Below are 23,341 nucleotides of genomic sequence, written 5' to 3'. Positions count from 1 at the left end.
CGAGCAGGAGTGCCGCCGCGGCGGCAGCGAGGGTGGGAAGGGTACGGACGACCATGACAGGTCCCTTTCGTCCGAGGCTCAAACGCGAAGCCTGCAACTGGATGGATCACACACGCGAACGTGCGACCAGCAGGTCTTCGGACTCGGGATCAATCAGACGGAGCGCCTTCCCGGACAATCGTCCAGTGGCATCAAGCTCCGCCCGTCACCCTCACCGCTGCGCGTCAGTCCCGGACTCACACCGGGTTCCCTGGCTCAAACGAGCACGACTGGCGCTCGCACTCTAGCAGCGCCTCAACGCCGTGGACGAGGGCGTGCTAGAAATCACCCACGACCAGCCGTGTCCGCCCGGTCACGGGGTGGCGGACATGCGCCGCGGGCACCCCGAAGACCGACTCCACGAGGTCCGGCCGCAGCACCTCGGCCGCGGGGCCGGTTGCCACCACCTGGCCGTCGCTCACCATCACCACGCGGTCGGCGTAGACGAGGGCCGTGTCGAGGTCGTGCAGGGCAGCGACGACGGTACGGCCGAGCGTGCGTACTCGCCGGAGCAGCGCGTGCTGGTGCCGGATATCGAGGTGATTCGTCGGCTCGTCGAGGACGATCAGCTCGGTGTCCTGAGCCAGTGCCCGCGCGAGCAGCGCTCTGCGTCGCTCGCCGCCGGACAGCTGACTCATCGAGCGATCGGCATGCTCGGTGAGATCGACCGCGGCGAGCGCGTGGGACACGGCCGCTGCCTCGCCGGCCCCGGCCGAGCGCCACGGCGGATGAGCCGGTAGCCGGCCCAGGGCGACGAGCTCACTGACCAGCAGGTCGGCGAAGCCGGACGACTCCTGTTCGACGAAGGCGACTCGCCGGGCTCGTTGTCGGGCGGACCAGGCGCGCAGCCCTCGACCGTCGACCTCGACCTCGCCTCCGGAGGCGCGCTGCAATCCCACGAGCACCCGCAGCAGCGTCGACTTGCCCGCCCCGTTCGGCCCGACCACGGCGACGAACTCGCCACGGGCGACCTCGATGTCGACCGCGTCCAGCACCTGTCGGCCGCCGATGGACGCCGAGAGCGCTCTACCGCGCAGGTAGATCTCGGCCGTCATGTGGCGTCCCCGAAGCGGTAGCGGCGCCGGCCCAGGACGGCGAGGAACACCGGAGCGCCGATCAGGCCCGTGACGACGCTGAGCGGGATTTCCATCGGCGGCGCCAGCACGCGCGCCGCCACATCGACCCAGACGAGGAACAACGCCCCGGCGAGCATCGCGACCGGGATGAGGACACGGTGCCGCGCGCCCACGAGCATGCGGGCCAGATGAGGCACGACCAGTCCCACGAAGCCGATGCCGCCCGCCACCGACACCAGGACGCCCACGAGGATGGCCTGCGCGATGAAGAGCCCGATCCTCAGCGCGACGACCGGCACGCCGAGGGATGCGGCGGCGTCCGCTCCCATCGCCAGCGCGTCGAGCCAGCCCGCCAGGATCCACACCACGATGCCGACGAGGAGGACGACCGCCAGAGGCCCGACGAGCTTGATCCACGACGCACCGGCGAGACTGCCGAGCAGCCAGAACAGCACCGACTGCGCGGCCTGCGGCTCAGCGCTGCGGAACACCAGGAAGCTCGCCACCGCCGAGAAGGCAGCGCTCAGGACCGTGCCGGTGAGCACCAATCGCAGTGGCGTCAATCCCCCTTGGGCGATGCTGATGCCGAACACCAGGACCGCCGCGCCGAGGGCGCCGAGCAGGGCACCTCCGGTGAGGGCCCAGAGTCCCGCGGAGGACAGCACTCCCAGCGTGATGACCGCGGTCGCCCCGACACTCGCCCCCGAGGAGATGCCCAGCAGATAAGGGTCGGCCAATGGGTTGCGCACCAGGGTCTGGATCATCGCTCCGGCGAGCGCGAGGCCGGCACCGACGATGGCGGCCAGCAGGACGCGAGGGGTGCGGATGTCCCAGACGATGGTCGAGGCCACCGAGGAGCCGGACTCGCCGGAGAGGCGGTCGGCGAAGACACCGGCGATCTCGTCGACCGGGACCTCGGTCGCTCCGAACCCCGTCGCGAGCACCATGCTGAGCGGCAACGCCAGGAGCAGGCACAGGACGATCGTCCGGCGCCGCCACACACGAGCGCCCACCCCGACTGTCGTGGTCATCGGGCTAGCTCTTCGAGTCGCTCGCGCCAGCGCACGCGGTCGTCCGCCGGATCCACCCGTGAGCATCCGGGGCAGAACCGGTGTCCGTCCCCCAGGTGAATCAGACAGCAGGTGTCCCGACGATAGGTCCATGCGCCATCGCAGGTCCGTGGCTCGACGGCCAGCGACACCAGCCAGGGTCCGGCGAGCAGTCGCTCTCCGTGTTGGCGCACGACCTCGGCATCGCTCGCGATCCGGTGCGCCGCGCCGAGGGCCCCGGCACACGACGCACCGACATTGCCCCACAGCACCCGTTCGGTGAGCGCGAAGGTCTCCCGGATCGCCTCGACGAGCGGATGGATCACAGTCGCCAGCGATGTCACGAGCTCATCGGCGTGAAGCGGCGTCGTCCGGGTGACGCTGTAGCGCACGCCCGTCGTACGGCCGGCGCGAACGAGCACCTCCACCTCGACATCCGCCAGGCGAGGGACCGGATGCCCGAGCGCCCAGCCCACGAGCACCGGCCCCATCACCCGCGAGGCGAGACCCTGCAGGGCACACGAGGCTCCGACGACCGCAGAGCGCGCACTGATGCCGTCGGCGTAGTCGCGGGCGATCGACGGCCAGGCACGGGAGTCGGCCAACGAGCGCAGTGGTGTCCACGCGCCAGGATCTCTCTCCCTCATCCCGAGCTCGATCCGCTGGCCCGGCAACGCCTGCCGGGCCAGCACGATCCAGCTCGGGTCAGCGGCCATAACCGGCGAAGCGGCCCTCGATGCCCGACTCGGGCGTGAGGCCCAGGTCGTCGAAGGAGGTGCGCAGCGCCTCGGCCGCCTCGATATTGGGATGTCCGCTGGTGAAGAGGGCGAGCGGGAGGACAACGATGCGGTCCTCCGCCACGGCAGGAAGGTCGCGCAGCGCGGGCTGTTGGCGGATGGTGTCGATCTTCGTCGCGACCTCGTTCTCATCGCCGCTGCGGTAGTCGAGCACCACGATCACATCGGGCTGACGGCTGGCGACAGCCTCCCAGCTGGCTCGGAACCAGGTGGTGTCCTCGTCGGCAAAGACATTCTCGCCTCCGGCGGCATCGATGATGCCCTGCGGCGGGCCGTTGTGGCCCGACGTGTAGAGGTCATCGGTGCCGCTGTCGAAGAGGAGGACCTTCGGCGCGGCGTCAGGACGCGGTGCGTCCTCCAGGGCACCGAGTCGCTCATCGAGATCCTCGATGGCCTCGGAGGCCTCGTCCTCGTGTCCGGTCAGCGCGCCGTAGTTCTCCAGATCGGTCCGCACCGCCGTCCACGGATCCATCGTCCCGAGGGCCGAGGAGGTGTCATCGGGGTCCTGCCGGCAGCTGTCGGAGATCACATAGGTGTCGATATCTCGCTCGGCGGCGACCTCCTCGGTGACACCGGAGGATCCCGCGAACAGGCCGCTGTACGAACCGATCAGCAGGTCGGGGGTCTGGGCGACGATGGCCTCGAGCGAGATCGGCGATTCGAGGCGCGGCACGTCCTCGATACCGGAGCCGTACAGCTCGGTCATGATCTCGTCGTTGTCGGGGTTGAGGGCCACTGCGGCGAGCTGGTCGACGGCGCCGACCCGCAGCAGCGTGCCGATATTCGCCGAGTTGCTCGTCGCGACGATCCGCTCGACGGGGGCCGCGTAGGTCTTCTCGATATCGCAGTTGGTGAGTGAGACGCCGTCGGTGTCGTCGCTCGCGGAGTCGCCCGAGGCGTCGGCTCCGCAGCCGGCGAGCAGGAGTGCCGCCGCGGCGGCAGCGAGGGTGGGAAGGGTACGGACGACCATGACAGGTCCCTTTCGTCCGAGGCTCAAACGCGAAGCCTGCAACTGGATGGATCACACACGCGAACGTGCGACCAGCAGGTCTTCGGACTCGGGATCAATCAGACGGAGCGCCTTCCCGGACAATCGTCCAGTGGCATCAAGCTCCGCCCGTCACCCTCACCGCTGCGCGTCAGTCCCGGACTCACACCGGGTTCCCTGGCTCAAACGAGCACGACTGGCGCTCGCACTCTAGCAGCGGCTCAACGGGCGGCGAGCACGCAGTCGCCGCAATAGCCGCCACCGGGCAACCGGTAGTACAGGCAGCACGAGGCGCGGACGAAGCCGCCGTCGACCGTGCCGGTGCCGCGCAGCGGGCCCTCGGAGAGGCTGCCCAGGGCGGCCCCGGTGGCCCGGTCGGCATCGGCGGCGCCCAGACGGCGCAGCATCGTCACGGCTCCGAAGACCGCTGAGGCGATATTGCCGTCGAGGATGGTGCGCGAGACGGAGTAGTCGGCTCCGATGCGCTCAGCGAGGGGGCCGACGACCTCGGTGGTCACCTCGTCGAGCGTGCGCGGCTCGCCGGGCTCGACCGCGATCGGCCAGGGCCCGGAGTCGACGGGGCGCCAGCGGGTCGTCGACAGGTCGATGCGCGGCGCCAGCACCCCTGCCGCGAGCGATCCGAGCACCGGGGAGACGAGACGTGCGAACAGTCCGAGGGACATGATCGAGGCGGCGACCCGGTCCTCGACGTCCGCGCGAGCGCGCTCGGCGAGAGCGTCGCGGGTGTGGGCGACGCGCTCGGCAAGGACCTCGCCGTGGAGCTGGTCCAGCGTCAGCCAGCCCTCACCCACCGTCCCGCGCTCGACCGCGAAGTACGGGCCGAGTCCGGCGAGCGGGTCCATGCCCGCAGGCTACGCGAACGTGGTTTCGCTCCAGCGACCTCCACTACTCGACCACCGAGGCGAGGGATCGGTGGTTGAGTAGGAAGCTCGTTCAGCGAGCGACCGTATCGAAACCCACCCCAGCCCAAACCTGGCCTCGCTCCAGCGCGGCTACGCCCCCGATGCGCTGGCTCCACGGCGTCGGCCGCGGACGGCCTTGGGCTACTCGACCACCAAGGACCCAGATCGGTGATCGAGTAACGACGGCGAGCGCAGCGACACCGCTCCACCTGGACGTGGCATCGCTAGTGGACCGTCGAGGGGTGGCGGTGGAGGCGGCCGTCAACGAGGGTGACGACCTGATCGCTCGCCTCCGCGGCCTCGGCATCGTGCGTGGCCTGGACCACGACCCGGCCGGAGGCCGCGACCCGGCGCAGCACATCGCTCAGCTCTCGCCGTACCCCGATGTCGAGCCCCGACATCGGCTCGTCGAGGACCATCACCGGGGCGTCGCAGACGATCGCCCGGGCCACGAGGCTCCGCTGGACCTGTCCGCCGGAGAGCTCATCGAGCCGTCGCCGCGCGAGATGGGCGATGCCGAGATCGTCCATCGCGCTCTCCACCGCCCGGCGATCATCACGGCTCACCCGGCGCCACGGGCCACGCCGTTGCCAGGCTCCCATCGTCACGACATCGCGCACCGTGAGGGGCAGGCGTGGATCGATGTGCGTGCGCTGCGGGACATAGGCCACCCCGCCGGGAGGACGGCTGACGGTGCCTCGCGCCGGGGGCCTGATCCCCGCCATGACATCGAGCAACGTCGTCTTGCCCGAGCCGTTCGAGCCGCGCAGCGCCGTCACCCGCCCGGCAGCGAAACACCAGGTCACGCCCCGCAACACCTCGTGCCGCCCGTAGCCCGCGTGCACCTCACACACGTCGATCATCCGACCCCCTAATAAGAATGGTTCTCATTGCATTGTAGAGTCCTCGCCGATGAACCTTCTGACCGACCCCTTCGCCGTGAGCTTCGTCACCCGCGCCGCGATCGCGGGACTCCTCGTCGCCGTCGCCTGCGCCTGCGCCGGCACCTGGGTGGTGCTGCGCGGCATGGCCTTCCTCGGCGACGCGATGTCCCACGGGATGCTCCCCGGCGTCGCGCTCGCGTCCCTGGCCGGTGTGAGTCTCAGCCTCGGCGCGGGGATCGCCGCCGCCCTCATGGCCCTGGGGGTATCGGCGCTGCAACGGAACCGCCGCCTCGGAACCGACACCACCATCGGCCTGCTGTTCGTCGGGATGCTCGCGGCCGGCGTGATCATCGTCTCCGCCTCGGGCTCGTTCGCCGTCGACATCACCGCCTTCCTCTTCGGCGAGGTACTCGCCGTGCAACAGGGCGATCTCGTGACGCTGGCGGTGACGACAGCGGTCATCGTCGCGATGACCGCTCTCGGCCACCGAGCCTTCCTGGTCAGCGCCCTCGACCGCCGGATCGCCCGCACCAGCGGGCTGCGTCCCGAGATCGCCCAGCTCGCGCTGCTGACCATGCTGACCCTCGCGATCGTCGCCACGTTCAGCATCGTCGGAACGCTGCTGGTCTTCGGCATGCTCATCGCGCCTCCCGCCGCGGCGGTGCTGTGGACCTCCCGCGTATCCCTCGCCATCGCCCTCGCGGCCGCGCTCGGCGCCGTGGCCGTCGTCGTCGGGCTGCTCGTCTCCTGGCACGCGGGCACGGCGGCGGGAGCCACGATCACCGCCTGCGCCGTCGCGATCTTCGTCCTGGCACTCGGACTGCGCTCCGTCGTGCCCTCCACTGCCCGCACCCTCGAAAGGACCGCATGAGACCCCTTCGCCCCCTCCTCGCCGTCACCAGCATCGTCCTGGTCGCCGCCTGCTCGTCCTCCGGTGACGACGACACCGCCGGGGACCAGCACGGCCACGGGCACGTCGAGGGCGCCGTCGAGGAGGCCGAGGCACAGCACCGGCTCGTGGTCGCCGATGGCGAACGAGCCTCGGTCATCGATCTCCTCGACGGCAGCGCCGAGACCTTCGACCTGCCTGCCGACTCCGTGCAGACCGATGGGCGCTTCGTCTTCGGAAGCAAGGACGGCACGGCGACGGTGCTCGACGCGGGCAGCTGGACCTGGCCGCACGGCGACCACAACCACTACTACCGCCAGGACGCCGCACAGCTCGGCGACACCGAGCTGGCCGACGGCACGATCGTCGGCGCGTTCGGCTCCGACACGCTCGCCATCGATGCAGACGGCGCGGTCACGACCGTCGACCGCGACGCCCTGGAGGACGGTGAGCTGACGACAGCCGCGGACGACGACATCGACAGCTCCTGTGACGACCCCGACGGTGCCGTGCGGACCGGCGAGCAGCTCGTCATCGCGTGCGCCGACGGCGTCCTCGTGACGGAGGACGGCGAGAACGATCTCGTGCCCTATCCCGGTGAGGAGCGGGCCCGCGAGCTCGGTCAGCGCCCCCGCGCCACCGAGCTCGCCGCGGTTCTCGGCGATGAGGTCGCGGTGCTCGATCTCGGCGGCCGGACCTGGACGACCATGGAGTCCCCCTCGCCCCTCGCGGCGGTCGCGCTCGGCGCCGACCTCGGCGTGCTCGTGCTCGGCGAGGACGGCACGCTGCGGCACTACGACGCCACGGGCGAGCAGGTGGCCGAGCGCCCCCTCCTGGAGAATCCGGACCTCGAGAACCCGCCGTCCCTCGTCGCCGACACGTCACGGGCCTATGTGAACGATGCCGAGGCCTCGGTCGTCCACGAGATCGACTACGCCGACAGTCTGCGCATCGCCCGCGGGATCCAGACCGGCGACGTCACCCCGCTCCACCTGGTGGAGACGGGATGGTGACCCGGCGGCTGGCCGCGCTCGCCGGCGGCATCGCCCTGTCGGCGGCCGCACTCACCGCCTGCTCGGGTGGCCCGTCCGACGGAGGTGTCGTCGTCACGACCAATATCCTCGGCGATGTCGTGCAGGAGGTGGCCGGCGGCGATGTCGAGGTCACCGTGCTCATGCCGGCCGGGGCCGACCCGCACTCCTTCGAGATCTCCGCCCAGCAGGCGGCCGCCGTCGAGAACGCCGACCTCGTGGTCAGCAACGGACTCGGCCTCGAGGAGGGCGTCCAACACGTCGTCGACGCCGCCGAGGCCGACGGCGTGCCGGTGCTCGCCGTCGGCGACCTCGTCGACCCCCTGGAATATCGCGAGGGAGCCTCCGCGGGCCAGCTCGATCCGCACTTCTGGACCGATCCCGCCCGCATGAGCCTCGCGGTCGAGCACGTGACCGAGGCACTGGAGGAGCACGCGGGCATAGAGCCCGGCGAGGGGGCCGTGGCCTACCTCGACGAGCTCACCGACCTGGATCGGCACATGAGGGAGGCCTTCGACGCGATACCGGCCGATCGCCGCAGTCTGGTCACGAATCACCACGTCCTCGGCTACCTCGCCGACCGCTACGACTTCGAGGTCGTCGGCGCCGTGATCCCGAGCGGCACCACGCTCGCGTCGCCCAGCGCCGCCGACCTCGACTCCCTCGCCACCGCGATCACCGAGAACGGCGTGCCCGCGGTCTTCGCCGACTCGTCGCAACCGGACCGTCTCGCGCAGGTACTCGCCGACACGGCAGGCATCGACGTGCAGGTGGTCTCGCTGTACTCCGAGTCGCTCACCGCCGACGGCGAGGCGGCCACCTACCTGGGGATGATGCGCGCCAATACCGATGCCATCGCCTCCGCACTGTCCTGACACACCCACCCATTGAAGGAGAACACCCATGACCAGACGACACGCGATCCTGCCACTCGCGCTCGCCGCGACGCTGACGCTCGCCGCCTGCGGCAGCGACTCGGAGTCTGACGAGGCCGGCGACCACGGACACGACCACGGCAGCGGATCCATCGACCATCCGGTCGCCGTCACCTATGACGGCGGCGTCCTGCTGCTCGACGGAGAGACCCTGGAGGTAGAGAAGGACATCGAGCTCGACGGCTTCAACCGCCTCAACCCCGCCGGCACCGATGACCACATCCTGGTCTCGACCTCCGAGGGATTCCAGGTCCTCGACGCGACCGCGGGCGAGCTCACCGACCTGGTGTTCGAGGCCGATACGCCCGGCCACGTGGTCCGGCACGCGGACAAGGCCGTGCTGTTCGCCGACGGCACCGGCGAGATCACGGTCTTCGATCCACACGGCCTCGACCACGGCGAGATGCCCGAGACCGAGACCTACTCGACTCCCGAGGCGCACCACGGCGTCGCGATCGTGCTGGAGAACGGCGACCTGCTGACCTCCCTCGGCGACAGCGAGACCCGCGTGGGCGCGCGGGTGGTCGACGCCGACGGCGAGGAGGTCGCCCGCTCCGAGGAGTGCCCGGGGGTGCACGGCGAGGCGACGGCACGCGACGAGGTCGTCGTGATCGGCTGCGAGGACGGCCTGCTGACGTATGCCGACGGCGAGTTCACCAAGATCGACAGCCCGACCGAGTACGGCCGCATCGGCAACCAGGCCGGCACGGACGCATCCTCGGTGGTGCTCGGCGACTACAAGCAGGACCCCGACGCCGAGCTCGAGCGTCCGACGCAGGTCTCCCTGACCGACACCGCCACGAACGAGCTGACCCTGGTGGACCTGCCGGCCAGCTACACCTTCCGTTCGCTGGCCCGCGGCCACGACGGCGAGGCGCTCGTGCTCGGCACCGACGGCGCGATCCACGTGATCGATCCGGAGACCGCCGAGATCACCGACTCGATCCAGGTACTGGAGGACGAGTGGACCGAGCCGATCGACTGGCAGCAGCCGCGGCCGGCGATCTTCGTCCGCGAGCACACCGCCTATGTGAGCGATCCGGAGAACCAGCAGCTCCACGCGGTCGACCTGGACTCCGGTGAGATCACGGCCACCGTCGATCTCGACGTCGCCCCCAACGAGCTCAGCGGCGTGCTCCACTCGCACTGAGCCGCGCCCCGCCGGCGGCGGTAGGTCATCAACCTCACCTCCCCAGCGGAGGTAGCTGGTCAACCTCATGGGACTCGGATGAGGTTGACCAGCTACCGCTACGACCGAGCGATCACGGCTCCGGCGATCGGCTCCGGGCGACGTGGCACCATGAACCGGTGACCTCCCGCACCCGATCGGACCGATGTCCCGGTGTTTTCCGGCCGTGGATCGCCGATGACGGCGCGCTCGTCAGGCTCCGCCTGGCGGGCGCGCCGATGCGTCGACTCCATGACCTCATCGCGATCGCCGAGCGCTGGGGCGACGGTGCGGTGCATCTGACCTCGCGCGCCAATGTCCAGATCCGGGGCGTCTCTCACCACGACGGATGCGTGCCGGCCGGATTCGTCGAGGCGATCATCGAGGTCGGGCTGCTGCCGTCGCCGGCGCACGAGCTGATCCGCAATATCGAGATCTCCCCGATGTCGGGTCGGGCAGCCGGCCGCGCGGATGTGCGTCCGATCGCCGCGGAGCTCGACCGGCTGCTCTGCTCCGACCCCACCCTCGCCGCGCTTCCCGGCCGTTTCCTCTTCGTGCTCGACGACGGCCGAGGCGATGTCGCGTGGCGTCCCCTCGACCTGGGGCTCATGGCGCTCGATCCCACCAGCGTCCAGCTCAGACTCGGCAGTGAGGGATGGGGGCCGGTGGTGGACATGAACGGTGCGGCGGCTGCCCTGGCTGGCCTCGCTCGCGAGTTCATCGGGGCACAGGGCGGCGGCCCGGACGCTCCCTGGCATGTCGATGAGCTCGATCGTCCGATCGGCGAGGCCGTCGATCGCGATCCGCGGACCCGGGTGTCGGCCGAGCCGTGGCCGCCCGGCATCATCGAGCAGCGTGACGGACGCGTGGCCCGGCACGTCCCGATCCCCGACGGACGTCTCGACCGCGCCGCCGCGCAGCCGCTGCCCGATGAGGTCCTCGTGACCCCGTGGCGCAGTGTGATCGTCCCCGACCAGGAGTCCGCATGAGCGAGCGGAGCGAGCGAACAATGAGGAATCTCATGCCGGCAGCTGCCCACCATCAACGCTCTCCTCGGCAGGTGCCGGCATGAGCGACGAGCCCCGCCGCCCGAGTCGGCATTACGACTACATCGACGACGGACCGGCGATCTACGTCGACTCCTTCGCCACGATCCGCTCCGAGTCCGATCTGTCCCGGATCCCGGCGGACGCCGAGAAGATCGCCGTGCGGATGATCCACGGCACCGGCCAGACCGATCTCACCCGGGACCTGGAGATCCATCCCCGGCTCGTCGGCGCGGCGCGAGGCGCGCTGGAGAACGGCGCACCGATCCTCACCGACGCGCACATGGTCGCCTCGGGCGTGACACGCGCGCGTCTCCCCCGCGACAACGAGGTCGTCTGCCTGCTGCGCGATGCCTCGGTTCCCGGTCTCGCTCGCGAGTTCAGCACCACCCGCTCGGCGGCGGCCGTATCGCTGTGGGAGCCCCGTCTGGAGGGTGCCGTCGTGGCCATCGGCAACGCCCCGACCGCGCTCTTCCATCTGCTGGAGATGCTGATCGACGGCGCGCCCAGGCCCGCCGCCATCGTCGGCGTCCCCGTCGGCTTCATCGGGGCTGCCGAGTCCAAGCAAGCGCTCTCGGACCTCGCGGCCGATCACGGCATCGACATCCCCTACGTGACGGTGCACGGCCGTCGCGGAGGGTCGGCCATGGCCGCCTCGGCCCTCAATGCCCTCGCCCAGGAGCGCGAATGAGCGGGCGGTTGTGGGGCGTGGGACTCGGGCCCGGGGACCCCGAGCTCATCACCCGCAAGGCCGCGCGGCTCATCCAGGCCGCCGATGTCATCGCCTACCACCAGGGACCGGGCAAGCGCTCCAATGCCCGCCGGATCGCCGATGAGCTGATCCCCGCCGGCGTCACCGAGGAGGTGCTCGAGTACCCGGTCACCACCGGCGCGACCGAGCATCCCGGCGGCTATGCGGGCGCGATGGCCGACTTCTACGAGGACTGCGCCGCACGGCTCGCGACACACCTCGAAGCCGGCCGCGATGTCGTCGTGCTCGCGGAGGGTGATCCGCTGTTCTACGGCTCCTATATGTACGTGCACGACCGGCTGTCGGATCGTTTCGCGACCGAGGTCGTGCCCGGCGTGCCGGCGTTCGCCGCGGCCACCGCGCTCGCGGCGACCCCGCTCGTGCGGCAGACCGATGTGCTCACCGTCCTGCCCGGGACCCTGCCCACCCCTGAGCTCGCCCGCCGGCTGGCCGACACCGACGGTGCGATCATCATGAAGCTCGGGCGCACCTTCGGCTCGGTCGTCGAGGCACTGCGCCAGGCCGGCCGCCTCGACGACGCCCTCTATGTCGAGCGGGCGTCGATGCCCGAGCAACGCTGGTTGCCGGTGCGGGACGTCGACCCGTCCGCCGTGCCCTACTTCTCTCTCATCGTGGTGCCCGGCGATTCTGTCGGCGCCCGGTATGACGCGCCCGCGCCCGTCGGGACCTCCTCGGTACCGACGGCGGAACTGCTCGTGGTCGGGCTGGGCCCGGGGCCGGACCGCTGGATCACGCCCGAGGTCACGTCCGCACTCTCGGAGGTCGGCCATGTGGTCGGCTACGGGCCGTATGTCGAGCGAGTGCCGCAGCGCGAGGGGCTCACCCGACATGTCTCGGGCAACACGGTCGAGGTCGACCGGGCCCGGCTGGCACTGGACCTCGCCGCGAGCGGCGAACGGGTGGCCGTCGTCTCCGGTGGCGATGCCGGTGTCTTCGGCATGGCATCGGCGGTCTTCGAGGCGGCCGAGGATCCCGCCTATGCCGACGTGCCGATCCGAGTTCTGCCCGGTGTCTCGGCGGTGCAGGCGGTGGCGGCCAGGGCAGGTGCACCCGTGGGAGCGGACTTCGCGGTGGTCAGCCTCTCCGACCGGCTCAAGCCGTGGGACGTGGTGGCAGAACGTCTCGACCACATCGCCCGGGCCGATCTCGTGCTCGCGGTCTACAACCCGGCGTCGCGGTCCCGCATGACGCAGGTGAGCGAGTTGCGCGACATCATGCTGCGGCACCGCGCGCCGGAGACGGTCGTGGTGGTCGGCCGCGATGTGGGACGGGCGGAGGAGTCACTGACCGTGACCACCCTCGGAGACTTCGACCCGACGACGATCGACATGAAGTGCCTCGTCATCGTCGGCGCCTCCGGCACTCGCGTGACCGAAGCGGGTCAGGTGTGGTCCCCTCGCTTCGTCCGCTGAGCTGAACCCTGTAGCGGTAGGTCATCAACCTTTCGGGCCGCGTGGCGGTAGACCATCAACCTTTTGCGTGCGCGATGACGTTGATGACCTACCCCTGCGCTGAGCGGGGCTCGGCACTCGGCAGCGGTAGACCATCAACCCGACCAAACACGAATAACGTTGACCAGCTACCCCCACCCGAGGCGAAAGGTTGACCAGATACCGCCACCCCGGAGGAAAGGTTGATGGCGTACCGCCGCCGGGCGGGGTCAGCGCCGCTTGAGGGAACGATCTCGGGTGGCGGCGTAGAGGAAGGATTCGCCGTCGCCGTGCCGGGCGAGTGCCGGACCGACGAGGATGACGGCCGCCTGCCGCAAACCGGCCGAGGCGACTTGGTCGCCGATATCCGTGAGCGTGCCGCGGAGCACGAGCTCATCGGGCTGGCTCGCGCGGAAGACGACGACCACGGGGCACTCCGCCCCGTAGTACGGCGCGAGCCGGTCGGCCAGCTCGCCCGCCCGAGTGATCGCCAGATGCAGCACGAGCGTCGCGCCGGTAGCCGCGAAGTTCTCCAATGCCTCGCCATCGGGCATGACGGTCGAGCGCGCCTGAGCACGGGTCAGCACGACGGACTGCACGAGCTCGGGCACCGTCAGCTCCGCACCGACGAGCGCCGCGGCCGCCGCGTAGGCCGGCACACCGGGGGTCACGTCCCACGGGACACCCACGGCATCGAGACGTCGCGTCTGCTCCGCGAGAGCCGAGTACACCGAGGGGTCTCCCGAGCACAGCCGGACCACCGTGGAGCCGGCGCGGTGCGCCTCGACGATCTCGTCGATGATCTGGTCGAGATCGAGGTCCTGGGTGTCCACCCGGCGAGCATCGGCGCGGCAGTGCTCCAGGACGGCGTCGAGATAGGTGCCCGCGTACAGGCAGACATCGGCCTCCGCGAGGAGGCGAGCGGCGCGTACCGTCAGCAGGTCCGCCGCGCCCGGTCCGGCCCCGACGAAATGAACCGTCACCGCTTGATCGCCGACCACTGGGTGACCGCCCGGGAGGGGGTCCACCCGGTGAAGCCGCCGATCGGCTCGGCGTGCTCGACGCTGATGCGGGTCAGCTCACCGCCCTCGTGGCGGTCGTGCCAGGAGGCGAGCAGCGACTCGGTCTCGATCGTGACACCGTGCGCCACGAAGCGTCCGGCCGGCACCAGCGCCTCCCAGGCCGCGTCGAGCACACCCTCGCGCGTCGCACCCCCGCCGACGAAGACCGCATCCGGCCGCGGCAGGTCGCCCAACGCCTCCGGAGCCGTGCCCTCGACGATCTCGAGCTCGGGTACGCCGAGACGTTCGGCATTACGGCGGATGCGGGCAGCACGCTCGGGGTGACGTTCGATCGCCACCGCCCGGTTGCGGGGGTGCGCGCGCATCCACTCGATCGCGACGGAGCCGGCGCCAGCACCGACATCCCACAGCAGCTCACCGGCACGCGGCGCGAGCCGGGCGAGGGCGCTGGCGCGCACGTCGCGCTTGGTGAGCTGGCCGTCGTTCTCGAAGGCATCGTCATCGAGTCCGGCGGTGCGGGACCACCATGGACCCGGGCCGTCGCACTCGATCGCGAGCACCGTCAGCGGCGGGGTCTTGCCGTGCCACATCCGCGCGAGAGCGTCACGGCGCGACTCCTCGGCGGATCCGAGGTCCGACAGCGCGGTGATGCGGCTCTCGCCGAAGCCCGCGGCCGTGAGGATGGCGGCGACATGGGTCGCGGTCGTCGTGTCGGAGACAAGGACCAGCAGGCGTGCTCCGGGCTCCAGGTGGCGCAACAGCCGGTAGGCGTCGCGACCGACGAGGCTCACCCACGAGGTGCTCTCGGCCGCCCAGCGCATCGCCGCCCGCGCGAGGGTGACCGACGAGACCGCCGGCACGACGTCCTCGATCGCGTCGGCACCGAGCACGTCGAGGAGGGTGGAGCCGATACCGGACAGGAAGGGATCGCCGGACGCGAGCACCACCGCGGGGCGCGAGCCGGCTTCCTGCGCGAAGGATGCGAGCCCTTCGCGCAAGGGCGAGGGGAGCTCGCGTCGCTCGGCCTCGATACCGGACGGCAGCAGCCCGAGCTGACGGGGGCTTCCCAGCACGAGCTCGGCACGCTCCACCGCCGTCCGCGCGCGAGGCGACAACCCGTCCCATCCGTCGGCTCCGATGCCGATCACGGTCACAGTCATGGCCGCCACTGTAACGAGGGGGCGCAGAGTCCTCGGTTCCCGGCGGTGGGTGAGCGTCCGTTCTCTCTGACGGAGGGACGCGTACTCACCGCCCTCACTCGAGAACGGACGCTGAGGCACCGCTCGGCGCCCTGATCGACCATGCCCCGGCCCCCGCCGACGGATCGGCTACGCTGGCGCACGCAGCCCGAGGTGCCTCCACGCGAGGAGAATCTGGGAATCCGGTGCAAGTCCGGAACAGGGCCCGCTGCGGTAACCCGTCGAAGGACGGGAAGTCCGAAGACCGGCCTCGTGCTGCGGGGCGACGCGACCGCGTCGCCGACCCGAATGGCACGACGAGCGGGAGCCCCACATGCCAGCACGTTTTCCTTTCTGTGCCGTCGCCGGAGCCGACGACATGGCACTCGCCCTCACCCTCGCCGCGATCGCCCCGGACCTCGGTGGCGTCCTCGTGCGCGGAGAGAAGGGCACAGCCAAGTCCACGATGGTCCGTGCCCTCGCCGATGTCCTGCCGCCGATCGAGGTGGTCAGCGGCGACCGGTTCAGCAGCGACCCGCGCGACCCGTCGAGCCCCGACGGCCCCTTCGACCCGGATCCGGCCACCGAGCAACGGCCGGTACGGCTGGTCGAGCTGCCCGTCGGTGCGACCGATGACCGCGTCCTCGGGTCGCTCCACCTGCACACCGCGCTCGCCGAGGGACGCGCCGAGTTCGAGCCCGGCCTGCTCGCCAAGGCTCATCGCGGCATCCTCTACGTCGACGAGGTCAACCTGTTGCACGACCATCTCGTCGACCTGCTGCTCGATGCCGCCGCCATGGGCCGGGCCACCGTCGAGCGCGACGGCATGTCGGTGGAGTACGCGGCACGTTTCGTCCTCGTCGGCACGATGAACCCCGAGGAGGGCGAGCTGCGGCCGCAGCTGCTGGACCGGTTCGGCCTGACCGTCGACGTCGCCGCTCCCCGCGATCCCGGGCTGCGCGCCGAGATCGTGCGCCGTCGGCTCGCCTTCGATGCCGACCCCGAGGGCTTCGCGGCGCGCTACGCCGACGACGAGCAGGAGCTCCGCGAGCGCATCACCACAGCTCAGAAGCTGCTGCCGGAGGTCGAGCTCACCGACGCGGTGCTCACCCGCATCGCGGAGATCTGCGCCGCCTTCGACGTCGACGGCATGCGCGCGGACATCGTCACCGCCAAGGCCGCCGCCGCGCACGCCGCCTGGCAGGGGCGCACCACGATCGACCGCGACGACATCGCCGTGGCGGCACGCCTCGCACTGCCCCACCGCCGTCGGCGCAATCCCTTCGACGCCCCGGGCATCGACGAGCAGGAGCTCGAGGACCTCCTCGGTGACGACGAGCCGGACGATCCGCAAGGCCCCGACGACGACACCGATCCCGGAGGAGGCGGCGGCACGCCGGATCCCGGCCAGAACGACGACGGGCCCGGCGACGATGCGGCTGCTCCCCCGCCACCGCAGAGCGGCCAGGGCGACGAGCAGGCTCCCGCACCCACGTCCCAGGTGCGCGCCGGAGAGGCCCAGCGGACCAAGACCTTCCGCGTCGCGGGCGTGGGACGCGGTCAGGCCGGTCGCCGTTCGCGCGCCATCACCGACACCGGTCGCCGGATCGCTGCCTCCCCCGCCGCGGACGGCGGCGCCGTCGATCTCGGCGCCACCATCCGCGCTGCCATCCCCCACCAGGGCGCCCGCGGCCGCACCACCGGACGCCTGCGCCTCGCCGGTGACGATCTACGTGTCGCCGTGAAGGAGGGCCGCGAGAGCAACCTCGTCCTGCTGTGCGTCGACGCCTCCGGCTCGATGGCCGCCCGCAAGCGGATGGCCCAGGTGAAGACCGCCGTCGTCTCCCTCCTGCTCGACGCCTACCAGCGCCGCGACAAGGTCGCGCTCGTGACCTTCCGCGGCGACGCCGGCGAGCTCGTGCTGCCCCCGACCGGCTCGGTCGACGTGGCCAAGGCCCGCCTCGACGACGTACCGGCGGGCGGTCGCACCCCGCTCGCCGAAGGCCTCACCCAGGCGGCCGAGGTGATCCGCCGCGAGCGGCTCCGCGATCCACGGCGTCGTCCGCTGCTCGTCGTCGTCACCGACGGCAGGGCCACCCACGGCGCCGACGCGATCGCGCGCGCCCGCCGCGTGGCTCAGCGCCTGGCCGCCACCGATGTCCACGCGCTGGTCGTGGACTGCGAGACCGGCCGCTTCACCCTCGGCCTCGCCCGCGAGCTCGCCGGGCACCTCGGTGCCGACTACGTTCCGCTCGGCGAGGTGACGGCCGATGGCCTCACCTCGGCCATCTCCGCCCATCTGCCCGAGAAGGTGGCCTGACATGCCCCAGGGACAGCCGCTCGTCGTGCCCGATGACGGGCTCACCACACGCCAGCGCCGCAACCGGCCGCTCGTGATCGTGCACACCGGCCCGGGCAAGGGCAAGTCCACGGCCGCCTTCGGCATCGGCATGCGTGGCTGGAACCAGGGCTGGCGCGTCGGCGTCTTCCAATTCGTCAAGTCCGCCAAATGGCGCGTCGGCGAGCAGAGCGTGCTCGAGACCCTCGACGAGGTGCACCGCGAGACCGGCAAGGGCGGGCCCGTCGAGTGGCACAAGATGGGCTCGGGCTGGTCCTGGTCCCGCAAGCAGGGCACCGAGGACGATCACGCCGCGGACGCCGCCGAGGGCTGGGCCGAGATCGCGCGTCGGCTCGAACGCGAGGAGCACGACCTCTACATCCTTGACGAGTTCACCTACCCGCTGAAGTGGGGGTGGGTCGACGTCGACGAGGTCGTCGAGACGCTGCGGAACCGTCCCGGACGCCAGCACGTCGTCATCACCGGCCGCGATGCCGATCCCCGACTGATCGAGGCCGCCGATCTGGTGACCGAGATGACCAAGGTCAAGCATCCGATGGATGCTGGCCAGAAGGGCCAGCGGGGCATCGAATGGTGACGTCCCTGCCGCGAGTCGTCATTGCCGCGCCCGCCTCGGGGCACGGCAAGACGACCGTGGCGACGGGCCTCATGGCCGCGCTCCGGCGCTCGGGCCGGGTGGTCAGCGGCCACAAGGTCGGTCCCGACTACATCGATCCGGGCTACCACTCCCTCGCCACCGGCCGACCCGGACGCAATCTGGATCCCCGGATGGTCGGGGAGGAACGGATCGTGCCGCTGCTGCTGCACGGCGCCGCGGGCGCCGACCTGGCCGTGATCGAGGGTGTCATGGGCCTGTTCGACGGGCAGATCGGCGGCCAGGGCTTCGCCTCGACCGCCCACGTCGCCGCGCTGACCGACTCGCCCATCGTCCTGGTGGTCGACGCCTCGCACGCCTCCCGCTCGATCGGTGCGCTCGTCGCCGGCATGCGGGCCTTCGATCCCGCCGTCACGATCGCGGGCGTCATCGTCAACAAGGTGGGCTCTGACCGCCACGCCGGCGAAGTGGTGGACGCGATCGATGCCCCCGTGCTCGGCGTCATCTCCCGCGATGACGGGATCGTCGCGCCGTCGCGCCACCTCGGTCTCGTGCCGATGGCCGAACGAGACGACGCCGCCGCGGCCCTTGACCGGCTCAGCGAACGCATCGCGCGCACCGTCGACCTCTCGGCGGTCGCCGATATCGCCCGGGCCGCTCCGCCGCTGGAGGCCGAGCCTTGGACACCGCCAGCCCACACGCCGAGTCGTCGGCCTCGTATCGCTGTCGCGGGCGGACGAGCGTTCACCTTCCGGTATGCCGAGACCGAGGAGCTGCTCGCGGCGGCGGGGGCCGAGCTCGTGGGCTTCGACCCGCTCGAGGACCGGGACCTGCCGGCCGGCATCGACGGCCTCTACCTCGGTGGCGGATTCCCCGAGGTGCACGCCGGTGCGATCGCGGCCAATGCCCCGATAAGGGCGGCCGTCCGCACCGCGGTGCGCGACGGGGTGCCGACGGTCGCCGAGTGCGCCGGTCTGCTCTACCTGTGCCGGACGCTCGACGGTGCGCCGATGGCCGGGGCGATCGACGCCGATGCTCAGATGACCGGTCGGCTGACCCTGGCCTACCGGCAGGCGGTCGCTCCGCACGTCTCGGTGCTGGGGCCGGCGGGCACCACGGTGGTCGGCCACGAGTTCCATCGCACGCAGGTGACGCCGGGTCACGGCGAGCAGGCCGCCTGGACCTTCGACGATCGTCCCGCCGGCTTCGCCTCGACGACCCTGCACGCCTCGTATCTGCACACCCACTGGGCCGGCACCCCCGACCTCGCCCGCGCCTTCGTCGCCGCCGCCTCCCACACCACCGAGATGCCGGTGATCGAGTTCGATGCGAGCTCTGCGAGCGAGAGTATCGAGATCACCACCCCCCACCCCTCCGGACCGGTGATCGAGTTCGATGCGAGCTCTGCGAGCGAGAGTATCGAGATCACCACCCCACTCGATCCGTTACGGCATCACGGGGACGTGGAGGCGGTGGACGGCGCGATCGACTTCGCGGTCAACGTCTCGACCGACCCGCGGCCCGAGTGGTTGACCGATGCCCTCGTCCTGGGCGTCACCCGCTCGGACCGCTATCCCGATGCACGGCCCGCCGCCCGGGCGATCGCGCATCACCTCGCCCGGCCCGTCGAGGAGGTCCTCCCCAGTGCGGGAGCGGCGGAGGTCTTCGGACTCGTCGCCCGCTTGCGGCCCTGGCGGCAGCCGGTGATCGTGCACCCCCAGTTCACCGAGCCCGATGTCGCCCTGCGGATGGCCGGCCACGAGCCGACCCACGTCCTGCTGCCCGGCCCGGACTTCGCGCTGGCGACCGATGCGGTCCCCGAGGACGCCGATCTCGTCCTCATCGGCAATCCGACCAATCCCACCGGCCGCCTGCATCGCATCGTCGACCTGGAGCGTCTGCGACGTCCGGGACGTCTGGTGGTCGTCGACGAAGCCTTCATGGACGCGCTACCCGGTGAACCGGAGTCGCTGGCGGGTCGCTCGCTGCCGGGAGTGCTCGTCGTGCGCAGTCTCACCAAACTGTGGGCCATGCCCGGCATCCGCGCCGGCTTCGCCACCGGCCCGGCGGAGGTCATCGCGGCCCTGCGGGACCTGCAGGCTCCGTGGTCGGTGTCCTCGCCGGCGGTGGAGGCGATGATCGCGTGTCACACGCCCGAGGCCGCGGCCGAGGCGCGCGCCCGAGCGTCACGGATCGCTCGCGATCGCGCGGTGCTGACCGACGGACTGAGCGAGCTCGGCGTGCCGTTCAGCCCCTCGGACGCACCGTTCGTGCTCGCCCGGGTGGGGACCGGGGTGCGCGGTCGTCTCGCCGCCGCCGGTTACGCTGTCCGCCGCGCCGACACCTTCCCGGGTCTGGACGGCCAGTGGGTGCGCATCGCCGTGCGCCCACCTGCCCTCACCCGCAAGCTCCTGACCGCCCTGAGGATCGAACTGTCATGACCTATGAGCTCAACGTCGCCGAACGTCACGTGGTGATCGTCGGTGCCGGACCGCGCACCGCCGCCACGATCTCCGGCCTGCTCGGCGAACGCGCCACCGTCACCCTCGTCGCCGACCGCCTCGATGCGACGGTGGAGGACCTCGTGGCGCGTGGGCTCGTACGTCGGGCGACGGTCCTCGACGAGGCTCTCCTCGACGATGCCGACATCGTCCTGCGGGAGAACACCGCCGAGCACGCCGATCGTCCGGCGTCGTCGGCGCTCGGCACCGTCACGCTCGTCGGTGGCGGGCCCGGGGATCCGGGACTGATGTCACTCGCCGGACGCGAGGCGATCGAGAAGGCCGAGGTCATCGTGACCGACCGGCTCGTCCCCCATGCGGTGCTCTCGTGGGCCGCGCCCGACACCGAGGTCATCGATGTCGCCAAGATCCCGCACGGGCGGTTCACACCGCAGGAGGAGATCAACCGCATCCTGGTAGAGGCCGCACAGAGTGGCCGCGCCGTCGTGCGTCTCAAGGGTGGCGACAACTTCGTCTTCGGTCGCGGTGGTGAGGAGCTCATCGCGTGCGCCGAGGCCGGCGTCCCCACCCAGGTAGTGCCCGGACTCAGCTCCGCGCTCGCCGTGCCCGGCGCGGCCGGCATCCCCTTGACGCACCGGGGCCTGACCCAGGGCTTCGCCGTGGTCTCGGGCCATGTCGCTCCCGATGATCCCGCGTCCACCGTCGACTGGGAGGCGCTGGCCTCAAGCAACCTGACGATCGTGGTGCTCATGGGAGTGCGCCAGCTCGGCGCCATCGCCACCCGTCTGGTGAGTGCCGGACTGGCCTCCACGACGCCTGCGGCCGTGATCGCCGACGGCACGCTCCCCTCACAACGGGTGGTTCGCGCAACCCTCGACGACATCGCCGAACGCGCGACCGAGGAGGGGATCGGCGCTCCCGCGGTCACCGTCATCGGTCACGTCGCGGGCCTGGAGCTCGGATGATCGTCTGGCTCCGGCACGGCGAGTCCACCTGGAATGCCGTGGGACGGATGCAGTACGACGTGCTGCATCCCGAGCTGACCGAACGCGGGCGGGCTCAGGCCGCCACCGCCGGTGCGCTGCTCGCCGATCGGGGGATCGCCCAGGTGTGGGCGTCGCCCGCCGTCCGAGCCCAGCAGACAGGCGAGATCGTGGCCGGACAGCTCGGCCTGGACCTGCGCACCAGTCCTCTGCTGGTGGAGCAGTCGGCCGAGGAGACCGGTGACGATGTCGCCGACCGCGTGCGCCGCTTCGCGGACGAGTTCGCCGGTCGCGGGCCCGTCCTGGCGGTCAGCCACGGCGATACGATCGCCGTGGCCGCCGCGCTGCTCGCGGACCGACGGATCGGCATCATCGCCAATACCGAATGGATCGAGACACCGTGACCGACAGCCGAACGCACTACGGCGTCCTCGGGGTGGGAACGCTCGCCGAGGCGATCGTCACCGGCCTGTGCGAGGACGTCGCGGAACCTCCGACGATCGCGCTCTCCCCACGCAGCGCGAGCCGGAGCGAAGCCCTCGCGAAGCGGTTCGCCACCGTGCGAGTCGAGACCGACAATCAGGCGGTCGTCGACGCCTCGGATGTCGTCATCGTGAGCGTCCGTCCGCAGGACGCCGCCGAGGTGCTGGAATCCCTGAGCTTCCGTCCCGAGCAGTCCGTGGTGAGCGTCATGGCCGGGCTCGCGCTGGAGGACCTGGCACCGCTGGTGTCGCCCGCCGCCGATCTCGCGCGCTCAGCTCCCATGCCCGCGGTCGCCGGCCGACAGTCCACCACGCCCGTGCATCCCCGGACCGACGCCGCTGAGGCCTTGTTCGGCCGGCTCGGCGGGGCACTGGACGTCCCGACCGAGGCCCTACTCGAGCGCATCTTCACCGCATCGGCCACCGTCGCCGCGCACTATGCCTATCTCGCGACCATCGCCGGCTGGCTCGCCGACGATGGCTTGTCGTCCGGCGAGGCGGATCACTATGTGAAAGGCCTCTTCGGCGAGATCGCGGCGAGCTTGCGGTCGCCGCGGGAGCTGACCGTGCTGGCCGACTCGCACGCGACCGCCGGGGGCATCAACGAAGCCTTCCGGGACTTCCTCACCGAGGCCGGCGTCTACACGACCGTGACCGAGTCCCTGGATCGCCTCCACGCGCACGGGCGTCGACTCGGCTGACCGCTGCTGCGGATCGGACGATGAGGTGACATGCTCTATGTGGACCACCGTCACCGACTTCGGGAAGACCATGCGTACTCGATCCCTCATCCTGGCCACCGCCGCACTCGCCTTCACCCTCACCGCCTGCAGTTCCGGTCCGCCCGAGGAGGATCCGGACAAGATCGCCGAGGTCGCCGTCGGTGCGCTCGAGGAGGAGGTCGGGCAGCGTCCTGACGACTTCGACTGCGGCGACGACCCGGTCGTCATCGAAGAGGGCAACACGGTCGACTGCCTGCTGACCGCGGGCGGCGACACCATCGACGCCACCGTCACCATCTCCGACGTGGACGGCAACGACTACCGGGTCAACGTCGAGGTCGCTCAGACCGTCAATCCCTGACGGCCGCACCGCTCCGGCGTACTCGGGCGGTGAACTATCACCCACCGCCCAGGCACACGGCTCGTTCGCGCCCGTGGCCGTGGGGGGGGGGGGGGGGGGGGGGGGGGGGGGGGGGGGGGGGGCGGGCGGGGCGCCCCCCCGCCCCGGAGC

At 71.1% G+C, this 23,341-nt stretch carries 22 protein-coding genes, 1 pseudogene and 3 riboswitches; of the genes and pseudogenes, 15 read left to right on the top strand and 8 right to left on the bottom strand.

Going from position 1 to position 23,341, the window contains the following annotated elements:
• Nucleotides 1–110: 110 nt before the first annotated feature.
• Nucleotides 111–289: riboswitch (cobalamin riboswitch) on the bottom strand.
• 28 nt (nt 290–317) lie between these two features.
• From JL108_RS17865 to aztA, 6 genes are all read right to left on the bottom strand, one after another.
• The gene (locus tag JL108_RS17865) at nt 318–1,094 is read right to left on the bottom strand and encodes an ABC transporter ATP-binding protein (protein ID WP_205199480.1); all 777 of its coding nucleotides are present in this window, start codon (nt 1,092–1,094) and stop codon (nt 318–320) included.
• Complete coding sequence (locus JL108_RS17860) at nt 1,091–2,146, bottom strand: iron ABC transporter permease (RefSeq protein ID WP_205199479.1); 1,056 nt, start codon at nt 2,144–2,146, stop codon at nt 1,091–1,093. The genes JL108_RS17865 and JL108_RS17860 overlap by 4 nt, the downstream gene beginning before the upstream one ends.
• Nucleotides 2,143–2,880 carry a hypothetical protein gene (locus tag JL108_RS17855; protein ID WP_205199478.1) on the bottom strand — a complete coding sequence of 246 codons (738 nt, stop codon included), beginning with the start codon at nt 2,878–2,880 and terminating at the stop codon, nt 2,143–2,145. The genes JL108_RS17860 and JL108_RS17855 overlap by 4 nt, the downstream gene beginning before the upstream one ends.
• A complete protein-coding gene (locus JL108_RS17850; protein ID WP_205199477.1) occupies nt 2,870–3,931 on the bottom strand; it encodes an ABC transporter substrate-binding protein in 1,062 nt (353 codons plus the stop codon). Before JL108_RS17850 ends, JL108_RS17855 begins: the two co-directional genes overlap by 11 nt.
• Before the next feature lie 55 nt (nt 3,932–3,986).
• Nucleotides 3,987–4,165: riboswitch (cobalamin riboswitch) on the bottom strand.
• Between the two features lie 5 nt (nt 4,166–4,170).
• Nucleotides 4,171–4,812, bottom strand: a complete 642-nt coding sequence (locus tag JL108_RS17845) for a (2Fe-2S)-binding protein (protein WP_205199476.1) — start codon at nt 4,810–4,812, stop codon at nt 4,171–4,173.
• Nucleotides 4,813–5,096: 284 nt separating this feature from the next.
• On the bottom strand, nt 5,097–5,735 hold the full coding sequence (gene aztA, locus JL108_RS17840) for a zinc ABC transporter ATP-binding protein AztA (RefSeq protein ID WP_205199475.1): 639 nt from the start codon (nt 5,733–5,735) through the stop codon (nt 5,097–5,099).
• A 49-nt stretch (nt 5,736–5,784) separates the two neighbouring features.
• Here aztA and aztB point away from each other — a divergent pair, with 49 nt between their 5' ends.
• The 7 genes from aztB (at nt 5,785) to JL108_RS17805 (ending at nt 13,009) form a co-directional block, all read left to right on the top strand.
• Nucleotides 5,785–6,627, top strand: coding sequence for a zinc ABC transporter permease AztB (gene aztB / locus JL108_RS17835; RefSeq protein WP_205199474.1), 843 nt, complete (start codon nt 5,785–5,787; stop codon nt 6,625–6,627).
• Entirely contained in the window at nt 6,624–7,658 is a 1,035-nt protein-coding gene (locus tag JL108_RS17830; RefSeq protein ID WP_205199473.1) for a hypothetical protein, read from the top strand. The genes aztB and JL108_RS17830 overlap by 4 nt, the downstream gene beginning before the upstream one ends.
• Nucleotides 7,652–8,551: a zinc ABC transporter substrate-binding protein AztC gene (gene aztC / locus JL108_RS17825; protein ID WP_205199472.1), complete on the top strand. Its 900-nt coding sequence runs from the start codon at nt 7,652–7,654 to the stop codon at nt 8,549–8,551. Before JL108_RS17830 ends, aztC begins: the two co-directional genes overlap by 7 nt.
• A 28-nt stretch (nt 8,552–8,579) precedes the next feature.
• Complete coding sequence (aztD, locus tag JL108_RS17820; RefSeq protein WP_205199471.1) at nt 8,580–9,761, top strand: zinc metallochaperone AztD; 1,182 nt, start codon at nt 8,580–8,582, stop codon at nt 9,759–9,761.
• Between the two features lie 158 nt (nt 9,762–9,919).
• Nucleotides 9,920–10,768, top strand: a complete 849-nt coding sequence (locus JL108_RS17815) for a nitrite reductase (protein WP_307837314.1) — start codon at nt 9,920–9,922, stop codon at nt 10,766–10,768.
• Nucleotides 10,769–10,847: 79 nt separating this feature from the next.
• The gene (locus tag JL108_RS17810) at nt 10,848–11,516 is read left to right on the top strand and encodes a precorrin-8X methylmutase (protein ID WP_205199470.1); all 669 of its coding nucleotides are present in this window, start codon (nt 10,848–10,850) and stop codon (nt 11,514–11,516) included.
• Complete coding sequence (locus JL108_RS17805) at nt 11,513–13,009, top strand: precorrin-2 C(20)-methyltransferase (RefSeq protein ID WP_205199469.1); 1,497 nt, start codon at nt 11,513–11,515, stop codon at nt 13,007–13,009. The genes JL108_RS17810 and JL108_RS17805 overlap by 4 nt, the downstream gene beginning before the upstream one ends.
• Before the next feature lie 248 nt (nt 13,010–13,257).
• Here the strand turns inward: JL108_RS17805 and JL108_RS17800 are convergent, their stop codons facing one another.
• Both JL108_RS17800 and cbiE read right to left on the bottom strand, forming a co-directional pair.
• On the bottom strand, nt 13,258–14,010 hold the full coding sequence (locus JL108_RS17800) for a cobalt-precorrin-4/precorrin-4 C(11)-methyltransferase (RefSeq protein WP_205199468.1): 753 nt from the start codon (nt 14,008–14,010) through the stop codon (nt 13,258–13,260).
• On the bottom strand, nt 14,007–15,209 hold the full coding sequence (cbiE, locus tag JL108_RS17795; protein ID WP_205199467.1) for a precorrin-6y C5,15-methyltransferase (decarboxylating) subunit CbiE: 1,203 nt from the start codon (nt 15,207–15,209) through the stop codon (nt 14,007–14,009). The genes JL108_RS17800 and cbiE overlap by 4 nt, the downstream gene beginning before the upstream one ends.
• A gap of 173 nt (nt 15,210–15,382) precedes the next feature.
• Nucleotides 15,383–15,516: riboswitch (cobalamin riboswitch) on the top strand.
• A 45-nt stretch (nt 15,517–15,561) separates the two neighbouring features.
• Between cbiE and JL108_RS17790 the strand changes: the two genes are divergently transcribed.
• The 8 genes and pseudogenes from JL108_RS17790 (at nt 15,562) to JL108_RS17760 (ending at nt 23,191) form a co-directional block, all read left to right on the top strand.
• Nucleotides 15,562–17,547 (top strand): VWA domain-containing protein, encoded by a 1,986-nt coding sequence (locus JL108_RS17790; protein WP_205199466.1) that lies wholly within the window; start codon nt 15,562–15,564, stop codon nt 17,545–17,547.
• Between the two features lies 1 nt (nt 17,548).
• Nucleotides 17,549–18,163: a cob(I)yrinic acid a,c-diamide adenosyltransferase gene (gene cobO, locus JL108_RS17785; protein WP_205199465.1), complete on the top strand. Its 615-nt coding sequence runs from the start codon at nt 17,549–17,551 to the stop codon at nt 18,161–18,163.
• Nucleotides 18,157–20,622, top strand: coding sequence for a cobyrinate a,c-diamide synthase (locus tag JL108_RS17780; protein WP_205199464.1), 2,466 nt, complete (start codon nt 18,157–18,159; stop codon nt 20,620–20,622). Before cobO ends, JL108_RS17780 begins: the two co-directional genes overlap by 7 nt.
• A pseudogene (locus JL108_RS20640) lies at nt 20,619–20,825 on the top strand (NAD(P)-dependent oxidoreductase); the annotation flags it as partial. The gene JL108_RS17780 and the pseudogene JL108_RS20640, both read left to right, overlap by 4 nt.
• Before the next feature lie 9 nt (nt 20,826–20,834).
• Nucleotides 20,835–21,608, top strand: a complete 774-nt coding sequence (cobA, locus tag JL108_RS17775; RefSeq protein ID WP_307837315.1) for a uroporphyrinogen-III C-methyltransferase — start codon at nt 20,835–20,837, stop codon at nt 21,606–21,608.
• Nucleotides 21,605–22,030: a histidine phosphatase family protein gene (locus JL108_RS17770; protein ID WP_143913609.1), complete on the top strand. Its 426-nt coding sequence runs from the start codon at nt 21,605–21,607 to the stop codon at nt 22,028–22,030. The genes cobA and JL108_RS17770 overlap by 4 nt, the downstream gene beginning before the upstream one ends.
• Nucleotides 22,027–22,809 carry an NAD(P)-binding domain-containing protein gene (locus tag JL108_RS17765; RefSeq protein WP_205199462.1) on the top strand — a complete coding sequence of 261 codons (783 nt, stop codon included), beginning with the start codon at nt 22,027–22,029 and terminating at the stop codon, nt 22,807–22,809. The genes JL108_RS17770 and JL108_RS17765 overlap by 4 nt, the downstream gene beginning before the upstream one ends.
• 70 nt (nt 22,810–22,879) lie before the next feature.
• Nucleotides 22,880–23,191, top strand: a complete 312-nt coding sequence (locus JL108_RS17760) for a DUF4333 domain-containing protein (RefSeq protein ID WP_205199461.1) — start codon at nt 22,880–22,882, stop codon at nt 23,189–23,191.
• The last annotated feature ends 150 nt before the right edge of the window (nt 23,192–23,341 follow it).

The sequence above is a fragment of the Aeromicrobium sp. YIM 150415 genome, assembly GCF_016918125.1.
In the GTDB taxonomy this organism is placed as follows: domain Bacteria; phylum Actinomycetota; class Actinomycetes; order Propionibacteriales; family Nocardioidaceae; genus Aeromicrobium; species Aeromicrobium piscarium.
Note: the sequence above shows the minus strand (reverse complement) of the source record. Positions and strands in the feature narration are given on the sequence as shown.